This is a genomic window from Isoptericola sp. NPDC056134 (genome assembly GCF_042264825.1).
GTDB lineage: Bacteria > Actinomycetota > Actinomycetes > Actinomycetales > Cellulomonadaceae > Isoptericola > Isoptericola nanjingensis.
Window position 1 is genome coordinate 153,974 of sequence record NZ_JBHJVM010000009.1, and the last position, 17,147, is coordinate 171,120.

17 protein-coding genes and 1 pseudogene are annotated in these 17,147 nt (G+C 76.9%); 9 read left to right on the forward strand and 9 right to left on the reverse strand.

What is annotated here, in order from left to right; all coding sequences use genetic code 11:
- Nucleotides 1-72: 72 nt before the first annotated feature.
- From ACFCZN_RS11165 to ACFCZN_RS11200, 8 genes are all read right to left on the reverse strand, one after another.
- Entirely contained in the window at nt 73-3,063 is a 2,991-nt protein-coding gene (locus ACFCZN_RS11165) for a DEAD/DEAH box helicase (RefSeq protein ID WP_430556813.1), read from the reverse strand.
- 135 nt (nt 3,064-3,198) lie between these two features.
- Entirely contained in the window at nt 3,199-4,242 is a 1,044-nt protein-coding gene (locus ACFCZN_RS11170) for a diacylglycerol/lipid kinase family protein (RefSeq protein WP_430556814.1), read from the reverse strand.
- 61 nt (nt 4,243-4,303) lie between these two features.
- Entirely contained in the window at nt 4,304-5,044 is a 741-nt protein-coding gene (gene tatC, locus ACFCZN_RS11175; RefSeq protein WP_429763484.1) for a twin-arginine translocase subunit TatC, read from the reverse strand.
- A 36-nt stretch (nt 5,045-5,080) separates the two neighbouring features.
- Complete coding sequence (gene tatA / locus ACFCZN_RS11180) at nt 5,081-5,380, reverse strand: Sec-independent protein translocase subunit TatA (RefSeq protein ID WP_429763483.1); 300 nt, start codon at nt 5,378-5,380, stop codon at nt 5,081-5,083.
- A 133-nt stretch (nt 5,381-5,513) separates the two neighbouring features.
- The gene (locus ACFCZN_RS11185; protein WP_430556815.1) at nt 5,514-5,684 is read right to left on the reverse strand and encodes a hypothetical protein; all 171 of its coding nucleotides are present in this window, start codon (nt 5,682-5,684) and stop codon (nt 5,514-5,516) included.
- A 129-nt stretch (nt 5,685-5,813) separates the two neighbouring features.
- A complete protein-coding gene (locus ACFCZN_RS11190; protein ID WP_429763481.1) occupies nt 5,814-6,209 on the reverse strand; it encodes a hypothetical protein in 396 nt (131 codons plus the stop codon).
- A gap of 5 nt (nt 6,210-6,214) precedes the next feature.
- On the reverse strand, nt 6,215-7,258 hold the full coding sequence (locus ACFCZN_RS11195) for a helix-turn-helix transcriptional regulator (protein WP_430556816.1): 1,044 nt from the start codon (nt 7,256-7,258) through the stop codon (nt 6,215-6,217).
- Nucleotides 7,251-8,414 (reverse strand): helix-turn-helix transcriptional regulator, encoded by a 1,164-nt coding sequence (locus tag ACFCZN_RS11200; RefSeq protein ID WP_430556817.1) that lies wholly within the window; start codon nt 8,412-8,414, stop codon nt 7,251-7,253. The genes ACFCZN_RS11195 and ACFCZN_RS11200 overlap by 8 nt, the downstream gene beginning before the upstream one ends.
- A gap of 34 nt (nt 8,415-8,448) precedes the next feature.
- Between ACFCZN_RS11200 and ACFCZN_RS11205 the strand changes: the two genes are divergently transcribed.
- From ACFCZN_RS11205 to ACFCZN_RS11240, 8 genes and pseudogenes are all read left to right on the forward strand, one after another.
- Nucleotides 8,449-9,711 (forward strand): DUF3866 family protein, encoded by a 1,263-nt coding sequence (locus ACFCZN_RS11205; protein WP_430556818.1) that lies wholly within the window; start codon nt 8,449-8,451, stop codon nt 9,709-9,711.
- Nucleotides 9,712-9,720: 9 nt separating this feature from the next.
- Nucleotides 9,721-10,458 (forward strand): DUF4129 domain-containing protein, encoded by a 738-nt coding sequence (locus ACFCZN_RS11210; protein ID WP_429763477.1) that lies wholly within the window; start codon nt 9,721-9,723, stop codon nt 10,456-10,458.
- Nucleotides 10,455-11,009 (forward strand): hypothetical protein, encoded by a 555-nt coding sequence (locus ACFCZN_RS11215; protein ID WP_430556819.1) that lies wholly within the window; start codon nt 10,455-10,457, stop codon nt 11,007-11,009. The genes ACFCZN_RS11210 and ACFCZN_RS11215 overlap by 4 nt, the downstream gene beginning before the upstream one ends.
- Nucleotides 11,006-12,019, forward strand: a complete 1,014-nt coding sequence (locus ACFCZN_RS11220; protein WP_430556820.1) for an AAA family ATPase — start codon at nt 11,006-11,008, stop codon at nt 12,017-12,019. Before ACFCZN_RS11215 ends, ACFCZN_RS11220 begins: the two co-directional genes overlap by 4 nt.
- Before the next feature lie 7 nt (nt 12,020-12,026).
- Nucleotides 12,027-13,373 (forward strand): DUF58 domain-containing protein, encoded by a 1,347-nt coding sequence (locus tag ACFCZN_RS11225; RefSeq protein ID WP_430556821.1) that lies wholly within the window; start codon nt 12,027-12,029, stop codon nt 13,371-13,373.
- Complete coding sequence (locus tag ACFCZN_RS11230; RefSeq protein WP_430556822.1) at nt 13,370-13,957, forward strand: hypothetical protein; 588 nt, start codon at nt 13,370-13,372, stop codon at nt 13,955-13,957. The genes ACFCZN_RS11225 and ACFCZN_RS11230 overlap by 4 nt, the downstream gene beginning before the upstream one ends.
- 42 nt (nt 13,958-13,999) lie before the next feature.
- Nucleotides 14,000-14,566 (forward strand): annotated as a pseudogene (locus tag ACFCZN_RS11235) (Dps family protein); the annotation flags it as partial.
- A 201-nt stretch (nt 14,567-14,767) separates the two neighbouring features.
- Complete coding sequence (locus ACFCZN_RS11240) at nt 14,768-15,469, forward strand: GNAT family N-acetyltransferase (RefSeq protein ID WP_430556823.1); 702 nt, start codon at nt 14,768-14,770, stop codon at nt 15,467-15,469.
- Between the two features lie 119 nt (nt 15,470-15,588).
- On the opposite strand, the gene ACFCZN_RS11245 is transcribed toward ACFCZN_RS11240, so the two are convergent.
- Nucleotides 15,589-16,305: a tyrosine-type recombinase/integrase gene (locus tag ACFCZN_RS11245; protein ID WP_429763471.1), complete on the reverse strand. Its 717-nt coding sequence runs from the start codon at nt 16,303-16,305 to the stop codon at nt 15,589-15,591.
- Between the two features lie 77 nt (nt 16,306-16,382).
- Between ACFCZN_RS11245 and ACFCZN_RS11250 the strand changes: the two genes are divergently transcribed.
- Entirely contained in the window at nt 16,383-17,087 is a 705-nt protein-coding gene (locus ACFCZN_RS11250; protein WP_430556824.1) for an IMPACT family protein, read from the forward strand.
- Nucleotides 17,088-17,147 lie beyond the last annotated feature (60 nt).

Below are 17,147 nucleotides of genomic sequence, written 5' to 3' on the forward strand. Positions count from 1 at the left end.
CTGCCGCACGGATTCCTCACACCTGGCCTCACACCTGGCCCCGCACCCGGCGACGCGCGCGACCGCCGCCCGTCACACGCTGGAGTAGGCGACGACGCCGCGCAGCACGGCGGTCTGCGCCTTGCGAGCCGTGGCCCGCAAGGCGGGACGCGGAGCCGCCTTGGCCAGCTGGTCCAGCACGTCGAGCACCTGCTTGCACCAGCGCACGAAGTCCCCCGCCGCCACGTCCGTGCCGCGCAGCACCGCGTCGAGGTTCTTCCCCGACGCCCACCGGTGCACCGGTGCCACCAGGCCCAGGTCCAGGGGGCCCGTCGCCTCCAGGCGGTGCGCCGCCTCGAGGTCGGTGACCTCGGACCAGGCCCGCGTGGTGGCGTCCAGAGCGCGGGCGAGCCGCCCGTGCGGCCCGCCCGGCACGAACGGCTCGGACGCCTCCTCACGGCGCCCCGAGTACACGACCGTCGACACCGCCGCCGCCAGGCCGGGCGCGTCCAGGTCGTCCCAGATCCCGCGGCGCAGGCACTCCGCGAGCAGCAGGTCGTCCTCCGCGTACAGGCGACCCAGCCACCGCCCGTCGTCCGTGACCGCCAGGGTGCCCGGCGTCCCGCCGTCGGGGGGTGTCGAGGTGGCGTCGTCGGCGCGTGCCAGGTAGCCGAGCCGCTCGAGGACGTCGCAGGTGCGGTCGAACGTGCGCGCGATCGACCCGGTGCGCCCCTCGACCCGGCGCACCAGCTGCTCGTGCTCGGCGCGCAGCCGCTCCCACCGCTCCGCCCAGCGGGCGTGGTCGTCGCGCTCCGGGCAGCCGTGGCACGGGTGCGCGCGCAGCGCGTCGCGCAGGCGCTGCAGCTCGGCGTCGGACGCCGCGTCCGAGCGCCGCCCGCCGTGCCCGCCCCGGTGCCCGCCCGTGCGACCGTCCTGGTGCCCGCCCGCCGACGCGCCGCGCCGGGCGCCCGGGTGCCGGCCGGTCCCGCCGTCGCCCGAGAACGCCCCGAGCGCGTTGCGCAGGCTCGAGGCCAGGTCGCGCCGCTGGTCGGGGCGGCGCGGGTTGAACCCCTTCGGGATGCGCACGGTCGTCACCACCTGCACGCCGCCCGGCGCGTCCGCGAGGGTGAGCTTCTTGACCTGCTTCTCCTGGGTGAGCACGGTCGGCCGCGGCCCGTCGAAGCCGCGGTCGTCGCGGCCCGGGTCCAGGATGACGACGTACCCGCGCCGCCGCCCCGACGGCACCTCGACGACGTCCCCGCGCCGCAGCTTCTCGAACGACGCGACCGCGTCGGCCCGCCGGGCCCCGGACACCGCGCGCGACAGCTCCTTCTCCCGGTCCTTGATGGCCCGCCGCAGGCCCATGTACTCGGCGAAGTCGCCCCGGTCGCACGCCATCGCCTCGGCGTACCCCTCCATCGCTTCCGCGTGCGCCTGCGCCTGCTTCGCCAGTCCCACCACGCCGCGGTCGGCCTGGAACTGCGCGAAGCTCGTCTCCAGCACGTCGCGGGCCCGCTCGCGACCCACCTGGCCCACCAGGTTGACCGCCATGTTGTACGTGGGCCGGAAGCTGGAGCGCAGCGGGTACAGCCGCTTGGACGCGAGCCCTGCCAGGGCCACCGGGTCCAGGCCCGTGTGGTCGACGACGACGGCGTGCCCCTCGATGTCGATCCCGCGCCGGCCGGCGCGGCCGGTGAGCTGGGTGTACTCCCCCGGCGTCACCGGCTGGTGGGCGGTGCCGTCCCACTTCACCAGCTTCTCCAGCACCACCGAGCGGGCGGGCATGTTGATGCCCAGCGCCAGCGTCTCGGTGGCGAAGACGACCTTCACCAGGCCGCGGGAGAACAGCTCCTCCACGGTCTCCTTGAACACCGGCAGCATGCCCGCGTGGTGCGCAGCGATCCCGCGCGACAGGGACTCGGCCCACGACCAGTACCCGAGCACGTCGAGGTCCTCGGTGGGGATCGTGGCGGTGCGCTCCTCCACCACCCGCCGGATCTGCGCCTCCTCCTCCCCGTTCGTCAGCCGCAGGCCGGCGCGCAGGCACTGCTGCACCGCCCCGTCGCACCCGGCGCGGGAGAAGATGAAGTAGATCGCGGGCAGCAGGGCGTCCGCGTCGAGGGAGTCCACGACGGCGAACCGCGGCGGCGTGCGGCGGTGCGCCACCGGCCCGCCGGCGCCCGGCCGGTTGCCGCCGCGACCCCGGTAGCCGCGGTCGCCCCGGCCCCGGTGCCCGTGCCGGCCGTGCGAGGACTCCGCCCGCGCCGCGACGCGGAACATCGCCTGCAGGTCGGGGTTGATCGGCGGGTTCGTGCCCGGGTCCGTCGGGTCGACGTGCCCCGCGTACAGGTCCATGAGGCGCGGCACGCCGCGCGGCTCGGGGGCCGAGACGACCACGTGCTGCCACAGCGGCACCGGCCGGCGCTCGCTGACCACCACGGCCGTGTCGCCGCGGACGGTGGCGAGCCAGTCGCCGAACTCCTCCGCGTTCGACACCGTCGCGGACAGGGACACGAGCTGCACGTGGTCGGGCAGGTGGATGATGACCTCCTCCCACACCGGGCCGCGGAACCGGTCGGCGAGGTAGTGCACCTCGTCCATGACGACGTACGCCAGCCCGTCGAGGGCGGACGACCCCGCGTAGAGCATGTTGCGCAGCACCTCGGTGGTCATGACGACCACGGGCGCGCCAGCGTTGATGGACGTGTCCCCGGTGAGCAGGCCGACGTTCGCGACCCCGTGCCGGGCGACCAGGTCGGTGTACTTCTGGTTGCTCAGCGCCTTGATCGGCGTCGTGTAGAACGCCTTGCCGCCGCGCGCGAGCGCGAGGTGGACGGCGAACTCCCCCACGACCGTCTTGCCCGCGCCCGTGGGGGCGGCGACCAGGACGCCGCGGCCCTCCTCGAGCGCGACGCAGGCGTCCACCTGGAACGGGTCGAGCTCGAACCCGACCACCTGACGGAACAGTCGCAGCTCACCCTCGGCGTCGGCCTTGTCGCGGGCGCTGCGGGACCGGGAGGCGGCGTACCGCTCGGCCGGGCTGAGGACGTCCTGGCCGGCGTCGGGGCGGGGGTGGGCGGTCATACCGTCAGCCTAGGCGCCGGAACCGACCCCTCGTCCTGCGGTGCCGGCCGCGTCCCGGGCCGGGTGCTGTCCGACGCACGGGGCACTCCGGCGACGCCTGTGCCCGACAGCTCGGCACACAGCTCGGCACACGCGTCAGCGGGGCTCGACCAGGACCTGCAGTGCGCGGGCCCGCACCTCGACGCGCAGCGGCAGGGCCCCGAGGCGCTCGCCGTCCGCGTGCGCGACCGGCAGGGGTCGCTCGCCCGCGACCCAGGCCTCCGGCCCGGGCTCGATCGTCACGGCGCGCGCCCGCACGACGTGCACCTTGCGGCGGCGCACGTGGCCGCCGGTGAACATGCTCGGGAAGACGGCGAGGGCGCCCGCCCTCGACAGGTCGGTGGCGACCAGCACGTCCAGCAGGCCGTCGTCGAGGGACGCCGACGGGGCGACGCGGATGCCGCCGCCGATCTGCGGGCCGTTGGCCGCGGTGACGAGCGCCGCACGGCCCGTCCACGTCGCGGTGCCGGCCGGGCCGGGCCGCAGCCGCAGCCCGGTACCGGCGTCGGTCGCCGCGGCGTCGGTCGCCGCTGCACCGGTCGTCACCCGGTCCACGGCGCCGTCGAAGGTGAGCCGGTACGACCAGGGCCGGTAGCGCACCAGCTCGAGCGCCGCGGCCACGGTGTACCGGGCGCTGCCGCGCGGGTGCCGCAGCAGGTTGGCGCGCGCGTTCACCGCGGCGTCGAGCCCGGCCGAGACGGCGCCGGCCACCCAGCGGGGGCCGGCGCCGGTGCCCGGGGCGAGGCCGGGGCCGGTGACGAGCGCCGCGTCGACGGGGCGACGTCCGGCGGGGCCGGCGTCCAGTGCCCGGCAGAGTGCGGCGCCCGCCGCCGCGGGGTCGCGCACGGGCAGCCCGAGCGTGGCCGCGAAGTCGTTGCCGGTGCCCACGGGCACGATCCCGAGCGGGACCTCGGTCCCTGCGACGGCCTGCGCCCCGAGGTGCACCATCCCGTCGCCGCCCACGACGACGAGCGCGTCGACGGGCCTGCCGGGCGCGTCCACGGCGGCGCGCGCCCGCGCGAGCGCGGCGTCCGCGTGCGGGCCGGACAGGTCGACGACGTCGTGCCCGGCCCGGCGAAGCCCGGCGAGCACGCCCTCGCCGGCGTACGCGGCCCGCCCCTTGCCCGCGGTGGGGTTCACGACCACGCCGAGGCGCAGCGGACGGCTCGCCCCGGCCGGACCTCGCCGCGACCGGTCCCGCTCAGACAGTGGGGGCGACCCTGCGCTTGTCGACGCGCCGGTCGTGCAGCACGCACAGCCCGAGGGCGCCGAAGTACAGCACGCAGATCGGCAGGGCCACGAAGATCATCGTCAGCGCGTCGGGCGTCGGCGTCATCACGGCCGCGAACACGAACGCGACGAGCACCGCCCACCGCCAGCCCTTGGCGAGGACCTCGTGCCGCAGCACGCCGGCCATGTTCAGGCCGACGAGGAACACGGGCGACACGAACGCGATGCCGAACGCCAGCACGAGGCGCATGACGAAACTGAGGTACCCCTGCGCGTCGGTGAAGTTCACCGCCCCGTCGGGGACGAAACCCGCGAGGATGTCCACGGCGTGCGGGAGCACCCACCAGGCGAGCGCGGCGCCGCCGAGGAAGAGAGGCACCGCGGCACCGAGGAACCCGTAGGCGTACCCCTTCTCCCGCCTCGTCAGCCCCGGGGTCACGAAGGCCCACAGCTGGTAGAGCCACCACGGGCACGTCACGATGACGCCGAGGAAGAGCGAGACCTTGATCTTCATGTCGAGCGCCGACGCCATGCCCGTGAAGTTGAGCGCGATCGTCTTGCCCTGCTCGAGCGCGGCGACCTTCAGGGGCGCCTGGAGCGCGGCGAGCAGCGGTTCGTACAGGACCCATCCGGCGGCCGCACCCACGACGAGGCCGCACGCGGCGAGGAAGAGCCGCTTGCGCAGCTCCAGCAGGTGCTCGCGCAGGGGCATGCGCCCCTCAGGGTCCCGGGTGTCTCCGGGCACCGACTACGCCCGCGGCTGCTTCGGGTCGATGAGACCCGGGATCTGCTCGCCGTCGCCCGTGCTCGTCGCGGTCGACGACGTCGTCGAGGAGGACGCGGTGCCGGTGGACGGCGACGTGGTGTCGGCCGGCGGCTCGTTCGAGTCGTTGAGCTTGCCGTCGTCCGTGAGGTCCTTGACCTCCTTCTTGAAGATCTTCAGCGACTGGCCGACGCTGCGCGCCAGGTCAGGGAGCCTGCGCGCCCCGAACAGCAGCAGGATCACGACCACCAGCACGATGATGTGCCAGGGCTTGAGCATGCCCATGAGAGTGGCTCCTCGTTCTCGTCCGCCCGTGAGCGGGGGTGTGTCGGGGTCAACCCTAGTGGGTCCCCGGGGTCGCGGAGGTGACGTTCGGGTGACGACACGGCCCGATCGGCGCTCCGACCGGCGGATCCGGTCAGAACGGAGAGCCCTGCACCCGGGGCTGCACCGTCACCCACTGCGTCTCGGTGAGGGCCTCCACGTCGGCGTCGTGGCCGCCGAACCGGGCGCCGGTGCCCGGGGCGCCGACCCCGAGCACCCCGGCCGGCAGGCCCGCCTCGTCCAGCACGGCCGCCCGCCGCAGCACGGCGGCCCGCTCCTCGGCGGGTCGCCCCGCCCAGTCGGCCTGGGCCGCGCGGGCCGTCCCGGCCGCCCGGTCGATGTCCGACGCCGGGGACGCCGGGGACGCCGGCGAGCGTAGCCCCCGTGGCCGGGGCTAGCGCCTCCGCGCCCGGGTGCGGGACCTCAGGTCGGCGTGCGCGGCCTTGTCGGCGGTGCGGGCGGCGAGCCAGCTCTCGTCCTGCCACCGGCGCCACGTCGCGGCCCGGCGCTCGCGGCGTGCCGCGGCCCGCTCGGCCGTGAGGCGGCGGCGCTCGGCCACGCGCTCGCGCAGCACGACCGGGTCGTCGAAGAGCGTGGGCGACGTGTCGACGCGGTGCGCCTCCGCCTCGGCGACGGCGGCGGAGATGCGGTCGGCGGCGGACCCGAGCACCTCCCCGGCGCGGGACGCCTCGCGCAGGGCACGCACACCGGTGCGCCACAGGTGGCGTCCGAGGAAGAAAGCGCCCACGAGGGTCGCGACGACGAGCCCCGCCCAGATCCAGCCCCACATGCCGGTCAGCCTACGGTCTCGTCGGAGCTGGTCTCGTCGGTGCCGGACACGCTGCCGCCGGGCCCGTCCGCGGTGGTCGAGGCGTACGCGGCGAGCGCGGCCCGGGCGGACTGCGCGACGTCGTGCGCCACGTCGGGCGGGTCGACGGCGACGACGTCGGGCGCGTTGGCCAGCAGGAGCCGCCGCAGCCATGCGGGGTTCGTGACCCGCAGCCGCACCTCGACCGTGCCGTCGGGCAGGTCGCGGACCGACTCGGCGGGCACCTCCTCCGCGACCCACCGGGCCGCGGACGCGAGCCGCAGCGTCGCGGCCGGGGCGCCCCGGTGCGCGACGGACGCCCACACGTCGGCGCCCAGGTCGCCCGCGACGGCGACGTCGCGCTCGGCGACCGGCTCCTCCAGCACGTGGGCGTCGAGGATGCGGTCCACCCGGAACGTGCGGCGCCCGTCCACCCGCAGGCACCAGCCCACGAGGTACATGGCGCCGTCCTGGGTGAGCAGGCGCAGCGGGTCGACGTCGCGCTCCGTGGTGACGTCGGCGGCGTTGACGTAGCGCAGGTGCAGGCGGCGGCCCTCGGCGAGCGCGGTCGTGACGGCGGCGACCACCTGCGGGTCCCCGTCGCCCTCGAGCTGGACGTCGACGGCCCCCGCGGCCTCGCCGGTCGCGGCGGTCAGCTTGTCCAGGGCGGAGGCGACGACGGCGGCCCGCCGCCGGTCCGCCTGCACCGCGGGCGAGGCGTGCATCGCGCGCAGCGCGGCGACGAGCGCCACGGCCTCCCGGGTGCCGAGCCGCAGCGGGCGGGTCATGCCGCGCGCCTGCGTGAGGGTCACGACGCCGTCCTCCAGCGAGAACGCGTCGAAGTCGATGAGGTCGTCCGGCATGTACCCGGGGGTGCCGGACACCCACAGCGCGTCCACGTCCTCGCGCACCTGGCGCGGCGTCACGCCGAAGCGGTCCGCGAGCTCCTCCACCCGCACCGGCCCCGCACCGTCGAGGAACGCCACCAGCCCCAGCAGCCGCACCAGCCGGTCGTCCGCCCGCTCAGCCATCCGTCGTCTCCCCCGCCGTGTCCGTCACCCCGCCGGCCGAGCCCGCGTCGCCCGCGTCGCCCGCGGCGCCGGCGGCGTCGAGCCCCGCGGCCGCCTCCAGGCGGCGCAGCACGTCCGCGCGCAGCTGCGGCGGCTCCAGCACCACGACCGCAGGTCCGTACCCCGCCACCTCGTCCGCGAACGCCGACAGGCTGCGGAACTCGACCTCCAGCAGGTCCCGCCCGTCGCGGCGGCCGCCCCGCCGCCCGCCGTCGCCACCGTTCTCATGGTCGGCAGCGTCACCGCCGTCGGTCGCGGGCACCGCGCGCGCCCGCAGCGCCTGCGCCCGCTCCGGCACCACGGCCAGCCGCGCCCGCTGCAGCGCCCCGACCCGCTCCCCGAGCATGGCGTCCACGTCCACCGCCTCGGGCACGTCGAACGCGCCCGCCTGCGACCCCACGCGCACCTTGCCCGAGATCCGCGACAGCCGGAAGACCCGCGCCGCGCCGCGCGCCCGGTCGAAGCCCACCAGGTACCAGCCGCTGCCCCGCGCCGCGATCCGCCACGGCTCCACGTGCCGCGTCAGCTCCTGCCCCGTGCTCGCGGCCCGGTACCGGAACGACACGTCCCGCCGCTCCGAGACCGCCTCCAGGAGCGGCACGTACGCGTCGCCCGCCGCCCGCACCCGCGGCGCCAGCCCGGCCACCGCGTCCCCCGCGACCTCTCCCGCGCCCGCCGCCCGCAGCTTCGTCATCGCGCGCGACATGTCCGTGCGCAGCGTCTTGTCCGACCACAGCTGCGCCGCCAGCGCCACCACGCCCAGCTCCGCCGGCGTCAGGTCCACCGCGCCCAGCGCGTACGCGTCGTTGTCGATCCGGTACCCGACCTCGTCGCTGTGCCCGCCCGCGTCCACCGTGACGATCGGGATGCCGAGCGCCCGCAGCGTGTCCTTGTCGCGCTCGAACATCCGCTCGAACGCCTCCGTCGACGGCGCGTCGCCGTACCCCGCCACCCCCGCGCGCACCTGCTGCTTGGTCATCGACGCGCTCGTGTTCACCAGCGCGATGACGAGGTTCAGCAGACGCTCGGCCGGCGGGGTGCCCCGCGACGACGGCGCAGGGTCGGACGGCGCGGCGACGGGCGGGCCGGAGGCCGGTTCCACGGGGTTCGCAGGCATCGGCACCAACCTAGTCGCCGGTAGCCTCTCGTGGGTGACGACAGCGCCGAACCAGCCCCAGCCCCGCACGCCCCGCGACGCCCGGGACGACGCGCCCACCGGGCACGTCACCTGGCGCACCGGCACCGTCACGGCCCGCGGCGCCGGCTGGACCGGTGCCCGCGAGGTCACCCTCCGCCTCGACACCCCCCTGCCCTCGCGCGACCTCACCACCGCGCCCTGGGAGGTCCGCGGCCTCGCCTACACGACCCTCGTCGGAGACCCGGACGTCGGCGACCGCCTGCTCCTCAACGTCTCCGCGCTCGCCCGCGGCCTCGGCACCGGCGGGTACGCCCTCGTCGTCGGCCCCGCCGGGGACGCCACCGCCCTGCCCGCCGACCCCCACGCCGGCCCCGGCCACCTCGTCAAGGCGCGCTACACCCCCCTGCAGGCCATGGTCCTCGGCGTCGACGAGCAGGAGTCCGCCCACCACGACACCCTCCGCGACGCCGACGACCTCGCGGGCCTCCCCGTCGTCGTCGCCGACCTGCACTCCGCCCTGCCCGCCGTCGTCGCCGGCGCCCGCCACGCCGCCGACCTCGCCGGCCGGCCCCACCCCCGCGTCGCCTACGTGATGACCGACGGCGGCGCCCTGCCCGCCGCGTTCTCCCGCACCGTCGCCACCCTCCGCGACGCCGGCTGGCTCCACACCACCGTCACCGTCGGGCAGGCCTTCGGCGGCGACCTCGAGGCCGTCACCGTGCACACCGGCCTCCTCGCCGCCCGCCACGTCACGGGCGCCGACCTCGTCGTCCTCGCCCAAGGCCCCGGCAACCTCGGCACCGGCACCCGGTGGGGCTTCTCCGGCGTCGCCGCCGGAGAGGCCGTCAACGCCGCCGCCGCCCTCGGCGGCCGCCCCGTCGCCTCCCTGCGCGTCTCCGGCGCCGACCCCCGCGACCGCCACCGCGGCGTCTCCCACCACAGCCTCACCGCCTACGGGCGCGTGGCGCTCGCGGCCGCCGACGTCCCCGTCCCCGACCCCACCGGCGACCTCGAGTCCCTGGCCCCGTGGGGCACCGAGCTCACCCGCCAGGTCCGCGACCAGGCCGGCACCCTCCCCCCCCGGCACCGCCTCGTCGACGTCCCCGCCGACACCGCCCTCCTCGACGCCCTGCGCGGCTCCCCCGCCCGCCTGTCCACCATGGGCCGCTCCCTCGACGGCGACCCCGCCGCCTTCGTCGCCGCCGCCGTCGCCGGCATGCACGCCGAGCACCTCACCCACGAGCACCTCACCCACGAGGACCCCGCCACCCGATAGCGTCGGCGCATGGCCCCACCGACGCGGACCCGGCACGCGGCACGCCGCGCCCTCGCACCCCTCGCCGGGGCCGCGCTCGCCCTCCTCGTCGTGCTCGGCGCCGCCACCGCCACCCCCTGGCGCTTCCGGCTCCCCGACGTCGCCCTCCCTCAGCCCGCGGCCTCCGACCCCGTCCAGCCCCAGATGCCCGGCGAGATCGTCCCCGGCGACCAACCCCCGCCCTCCTACGACGTCATCACCTGGATCGTCGTCGCCCTCTCCGTCGCCGGCGCCCTCCTCGTCGCCGTCCTCCTGTGGCTCCTCGCCCGCCGCGTCGTCCGCGCCCTCGCCACCCCCGAGGACGACGACGCCGACGGCCTCGCACCCGGCCACGCCACCACCGCCACCATGGCCGACCTCTCCCTGCCCGAGCTCCAGGACGCCGTCGCGACCGCCCTCGCCCGCATCGACGACGCCGCCACCCCGCACGACGCCGTCGTCGCCGCCTGGGTCGCCCTGGAGGACGCCGCCGCCCGCCACGGCACCCGGCGCGACCCCGCGCAGACCGCCACCGAGTTCACCGCACGGCTCCTCACCACCCGCCGCCAGGACGGCCGCGCCGTCCCCGCCCCCGACGTGGACACCCTCCGCCGCCTCTACCAGCACGCCCGGTTCACCGACCGGCCCGTGCACCCCGACGACGTCCACGCCGCCCGCACCGCCCTCTCCCGCATCGCTCGCGCCCTCGACCCCGCCCCGCACGCATGACCCCCACCCGACCGCCGCGTCCCACGCCGCTGCGCGCCCTCCTCGTCGTCGGCCTCCCGGCGCTCGCGGCCTGCGCGGCGCTCATCCTCACGGGCGTGCTCGACCCGCTGCACGCCGCGCTGCTCGTCGTCGTGGCCGCGACGGCCGTCGCGCTGTGGCGACGCCTCGACGACGGCGACGAGGCCCCGTGGCCGGACGTCATCCAGGACCGCCGCGAGGGCGCGCGGAACGACGTCAGCGAGCTGGGCTGGGCCACGTTCACCCGCAGCGGCGCCGTCGGCGACCGCGTGCTGCGCCGGGTCCGGGACCTCGCGGCGGCACGGCTCGCCGAGCGTGGCGTCGACCTCGCCGCGCCCGGCGGCCCCGAGGCGGCCGCGCAGCTCCTCGGCACCGACGTCGTCGACGGGCTGGTCGCCCGCCGCGCGGTGAGCAGGGTCGACGTGCACCGCTGGCTCGACGCGATCGACACGGTGCCGACGACCACCGCTCCCGCCACCGCTCCGTCACCCTCCCCGTCCCCCGACCGTCCCGCAGGAAGGCCCCCGAGATGACCGTCGACCCGCCCGACGCCCCCACGCCGAGGACTCCGGTGCACCCCCTCCCCGTCGCCGAGGTCGCGGCCCAGGGCCGGCGCGTCCTGGACGAGGTCGGGACGGCCGTCGTCGGCATGCGCGGCACCCTCGAGCTCGCCCTGGCCACCGTGCTCGCGGGCGGGCACGTGCTCTTCGAGGACGTGCCCGGGCTCGGCAAGACGCTCGCCGCACGCTCGCTGGCCACCGCCCTCGGCCTCGACTTCGCGCGGCTCCAGTGCACCCCTGACCTGCTGCCCAGCGACATCACGGGCTCGTCGGTGTTCGACCCCGCGAGCCGCGAGTTCGTCTTCCGCCCCGGCCCGGTGTTCACCGGGCTCTTCCTCGCGGACGAGGTCAACCGCACGCCGCCGAAGACGCAGTCCGCGCTGCTCGAGGCGATGGCGGAGCGGCAGGTGTCGGTCGACGGCGCCAGCCGGCCCCTGCCGCGCCCGTTCCACGTCATGGCCACCTCCAACCCCGTGGAGTACGAGGGCACCTACCCGCTCCCGGAGGCGCAGCTCGACCGGTTCATGGTCCGGCTCGAGGTCGGCTACCCGGACCGGGCCCAGGAGCGGGACGTGCTGCTGCGCCGCGTCGCGCGGCGCGAGGAGGCGGCCCCCGTGCGACCCGTCGTCGACGCCGCGACCGTCCTCGCCATGCAGGCCGGCGTCGAGACGACCGAGGTGGACCCCGACGTCGCGGGCTACTGCGTCGACATCGCCGCCGCCACGCGCACCCACGGGGCGCTCGAGGTGGGCGCCTCGCCCCGCGGCTCGCAGAACCTCCTGCTCCTGGCCCGCGCGGTCGCCGTCCTCGACGGCCGCGACTTCGTGCTGCCCGAGGACGTCAAGCGGGTCGCGGTCCCGGTGCTCGCGCACCGCCTCACCCTCACGCCGACCGCGTGGGCGTCGGCGGTCCGCGCCCAGGACGTCGTCTCCGAGCTCCTCGGCTCCGTGCCCGGGCCCGCCACGGTGGGCCGGCGGGGGTGACGAGCGCATGAGCGGGCCCACCACCACGAGGGCGGCCGCGGCCGTCTGGCGACGCAGCCCTCAGGCCGCCGCCGGGCTCGGCACCGGGGTGCTCGTGCTCGGCCTGGGACTGCTGGCGGGCCGGGCCGACGTCGCCCTGCTCGGCGTGGCCCCGCTCCTCGGCGCGCTGTGGGCCGGCCGACCCGGGTCATGGCGCTCGGGCGCACCGCGACGGGGCACCGGTGTCGTGATCGTCCCGACCTCGGCCGCCGCCGCGCCCGGGGAGCTCACCGCCGTCCTGCGCCTCGACCCGGCACCCGGGACGGAGCTGGTGCACGCGCGGGTCTCCGCGCCCGGGCACCGCACGGCCGGGGTCGTGGTCGCCGCCGGCCCGCGCGACCTGCCCCTCACCCTGAGCACCGTGCGCACCGGCCCGCAGCGCACCTTCCACGTCGACGCACGCGGCTACGGCGCCGGCGGAGCGACGACCGAGGACCCCGTCTCCGTCACCGCGCCCGACCGGCTCGTGCTCCCCACGGCGATGCCGCTCGGTCGCGTGCCCGTGCCCCGCCGCCTGCGAGGGCTCACCGGTCCGCACACCTCCCGGCGGCTCGGCGACGGCGACGAGCTGCGCGACGTGCACCCCTTCGCGCCCGGCGACCGGCTGCGTCGCATCGACTGGCACACCAGCGCGCGGCGCTCGCCCGACCTGTCCACCCTGTACGTCCGGCGCACCTACGCCACGGCCGAGGCGACCGCGGTGCTCGTCGTCGACTCGCGCGACGACGTCGGCCCCGACCTGCGCACCTGGCGCGGCACCGGCCTGCAGCGCGTCGACGAGCCGACGTCCCTCGACCTCGCCCGGCACGCCGCCGCGTCCGTGGCCGGCGCGCTCGTCGCCGCCGGCGACCGCGTCGGGGTGGACGACCTCGGCCGGCGCCGTCGCCCGCTCCTGCCCGCCGCGGGCCGCCGACAGCTGCGCCGCGTCCTGCACGCGCTCGCGCTGAGCAGCCCGGTCGGCTCCCCCGCCCGGCGGCTGCGCGCGCCGCAGGTCCCCGCGGACGCCGTCGTGTACCTGTTCAGCACCGCGCTCGACGACGAGCCGCTCGCGCTCGTGCGGGCGTGGCGCGCCGTCGGGCACCCCGTCGTCCTGGTCGACACGCTGCCCGACGTCCGGGGGGCGCACGAGGAGCACATGCGGCTCGCGTGGCGGGTCACCCGGGCCGAGCGGGACGACCGGCTGCGCCGCATGGCGGCCGAGGGCGTGCCGATCGTGCGCTGGGCAGGCGACGCCCGCCAGGACGCCGCCCTCCGCTTCGAGGCCCTGGTCCGCGCCGACGAGCGCCACCGGCGGGGCGCGGTGGGGGCGCGATGAGACGCTCCCTGCCCGCCCGGGTCCGGGCCTGGTGGCGGTCGCGGTACGAGACGGGGCGCCCGCTGCCCGTGGTCGGCGTCGAGCTGGGACGCCGGCTGCCCGGCGTGGTGCTCCGGGTCGCCTTCGTCCTCGCCGTGGCCGCCCTCGTGGTCGCGGCGGGCGCGCGGACGGACCTGATCGCCGAGGTGGTCGTCCTTCTCGCAGGCGTCGTCACCGTCTGGGCCGCGGTCCGCCCGGGACCGGCCCCCGCGCACGTCGCCCTCGTGACGGCGGCCCTCGAGCTGCTCGGCTCCGGCGCCGCGCCGTTCGACCCGGCCGTGCTGTGGCTCGCCCCGCTCGGGTACGTCGTGACGCGCCTCGGGTGGTGGGCGTCGCACGTGACCGCGACGGACCGCGTGGAGCTCGCGGCGCTGCGGCACGGCCTGGCGCGCGACGGCGTCGTCGTCGCGGCCGCGCTCGCCGTCGGGGGCGCGGCGTGGGCGCTGGCGGGGCGCCAGGTGTCCTGGCTCGTGGCCCTCGGGGTCGTGGCCCTCGCCGCGCTCGCGTGGATCGCCGTCCGGCGTGACGATGACGAGGCGCGCTGACCTCCCGGCCGCGCCGACCCCGACGAGGACGGAGACCTCCCGATGGCTGACCGCAACACCCCGCGCTACACGGTGCCCTCGCTCACGCCGCAGCAGGGCGCGAAGGTGGCCGCCATCCTGCAGGAGCGGCTGAACTCCCTGACCGACCTCCACCTGACCCTCAAGCACGTGCACTGGAACGTGGTGGGTCCGCACTTCATCGCGGTGCACGAGATGCTCGACCCGCAGGTCGACGCCGTGCGCGCCATGACCGACGCCATCGCTGAGCGCATCGCGACGCTCGGCACCTCGCCCGTCGGCACCCCCGGCGCGCTCGTCGCCGCCCGCACCTGGGACGACTACTCGCTCCGCCGTGCGTCCGCGATCGAGCACCTCGGCGCGCTCGACGAGGTCTACGAGGGCGTGATCACCGCGCACCGGAAGGCGGCGAAGGACACCGAGTCGCTCGACGACGTGACGAACGACCTCCTCATCGGTCACCTGCACGAGCTCGAGCTGTTCCACTGGTTCGTCCGCGCCCACCTGGAGAGCGCCGGCGGCGAGCTCTCGACCGCGGGTGCCACCACGGAGAAGGGCGCCGCGCAGAAGGCGGCAGCCGGCGCCCGGGCGACCTCGACCCGCAGCGCGGGCGCGAAGGCCGCACCGAAGACGGCGCCGAAGACCGCATCGAAGGCGCCGGCGAAGACGGCAGCGGCCAGGACGTCGTCCGCCAAGACCACGACCGCGCGGAAGAAGAAGTAGGCGCAGCACCCGCCGCGTGCCCGTCCCCGCAGGGGTGTCGTCCGCTCCGGTGGACGACACCCCTGCGGCATGATGACCCCCGTGATCCGCCTCTACCGCGACACCGACCGGGCCGCCGTCGCCGAGATCTGCGTCCGCACCGCCGCCGCCGGCTCCGACGCCCGCGGCCTCTACTCCGACGACCTCCTCATGCCCGAGGTGTTCGCGCTCCCGTACCTGGAGTACGCGCCCGAGCTCGCGTTCGTCGTCGTGCGCCCCGACGAGGAGCCGGCGCGCGACGCCGCCCCCGCCGACGCCGCGGACGACGTCCTGCGCGTCGACGACGGCCGACTCACCGGGTATGTCATCGGCGTCGCCGACACCCGCGACTTCGTGGCGTGGTGGGAGCGGGCCTGGGGCCCCGGGTTCGCCGAGCGCCACCCGGGGGCCGGCGCCTCGCCGTCCGGGCGCGAGCCCGGGTTCTCGGAGGCGGCCCTGCTCGACGCCGGGAAGGACCCCGGCCGCATGGTGCGCGGCATCACCGCCGGCGAGCTCGACCGGTACCCCGCGCACCTGCACATCGACCTGCTGCCCGAGAACCAGGGTCGCGGGCTCGGTCGCGCGCTCGTGGACACGCTGCGCGCGGCGCTCGCCGCGCGCGGGGTGCCCGGCGTGCACCTCGGCATGGACCCGAGCAACACCCGCGCCCGCGCGTTCTACGACCGGTACGGCTTTCAGGAGCTGCCGTCGCACTCCCCCGGTACGCCGCTGCTGGGCATCGCCACCGCCTGACGCACGGCCCGCGTCCTCGCGCCCACGGGCCGGCCTCGTACGCCGCGGGGCCGGCCCGCTCGCCCCTGCTTCCGTGAGGTCTTCGCGGCCGCATCGGGTGTTTCGGGACGCTTGGCACACTATTTTTCAGAAGAGTCCGTGGATTCCGGTGGGTCCGAGGCCGGCGCCAGGTCCCGACCGAGGTCCGGCACGCCCGCGTCCACCCACGCCCGACGCACCTGCTCGAACCGCGTGGGCAGCGGCGCCCGCACCGCCCCGTAGCGCGCGTTGGTGCGATGGACGAAGCGCCGCCAGGACAGCACCAGCCCCTGCCGCGTGATCGGCAGCCCGCTGGAGACCGTCGTGCCGTGGTCGTGCGTGTGGTGCACCGTGAGCAGCAGTGCGCGCGGCACGGAGCCCTCCAGCTCGGCGGCCAGCTCCTCACGCACCACCATCCAGTGCCGCAGCAGCAGCACCACCTCCGGCGGCAGGCGGTGCTCCCGGAGGGTCCGGTGCTTGCCGTGCCGCAGCAGCACCCTCCCCTCCCCCGGGTCCCGCGTACCCCCGACCCGCCCGCGACGCGCGGCGGCGTCCGGCTCCGGACCCAGGTCGAGGTCCTCCGCCCGCACGCGCAACAGGTCGCCGTAGCGCGCCCCGGTCGCCCGCGTCAGCCCGGCGATCACGGCCAGGCGCACGACCTCCGGCTTCCCGCCCGGGCGCAGCGCCTCCACGGACAGCTCGCGCCACACCCACTCCGCCTCGTCCAGCGTGACCGTCGGTCGTGGGTACCTGGCGACCGGCGTGGCGTCGGCGCCGTCAGCCTCTGGGGCGGGGGGCTCCCCCGTGCTCTGGGTCATGGGCCCATCCTGGCGCTTGGCACACTTTTTCTTCGGAGGGACGCTCGGCGTGTCGGCGGGCGTCGTAGCCTCGTGCGGTGAGCCGACCCGACAGCCCCGCCCCCACGACGCCGCAGGGTGGGCCGAGGGGCGGGCTCCCCGGCACGCTCGCCGCCCCCGTCGACCACGAGCTCGTGGTGAAGAAGTCGCGCTTCCTCGCGCACCTGGCCCCTGCGCCGTCGGTCGAGGCGGCGGACGCCGTCGTCGCCCGCCTCCGCAAGGAGCACTGGGACGCCCGCCACCACTGCCTGGCGCTGGTCGTCGGCACGCACGCCGACCAGCAGCGCTCCTCGGACGACGGCGAGCCCTCCGGCACCGCGGGCGTGCCCATGCTGGAGGTGCTGCGCCGCCGGGAGCTCACCGACGTCGTGGCGGTCGTGACGCGGTACTTCGGCGGCGTCCTGCTCGGCGCCGGCGGCCTGGTGCGCGCCTACTCCGGCGCCGTCGCCGAGGCCCTGGACGTCGCCGCGGCCGACGGGCTGCTGCGCCGGCGCGAGGTGCTCACGGAGGTCACCGTCGACGTGCCGCACGCCGACGCCGGCCGCGTCGACCACCTGCTGCGCGACTGGGCGCAGTCCCACGACGCCGTCCTCGAGGAGCCGACGTACGCCGCCGTCGCCCGGCTGGCGCTGCTCGTGCCGCCGGCCCAGCTCCCCCACCTGCGCGACGACCTGGCCGCGGCGTCCGCCGGCACGCTCACACCCGTCCCCGGCGCCGACCGCGTCGTCGACCTGCCGAGATAGAGAACCCGGACCCGCGAGATAGAGAGGCCGGGACGGCACCGCAGGTGGTGGCGTCCCGGG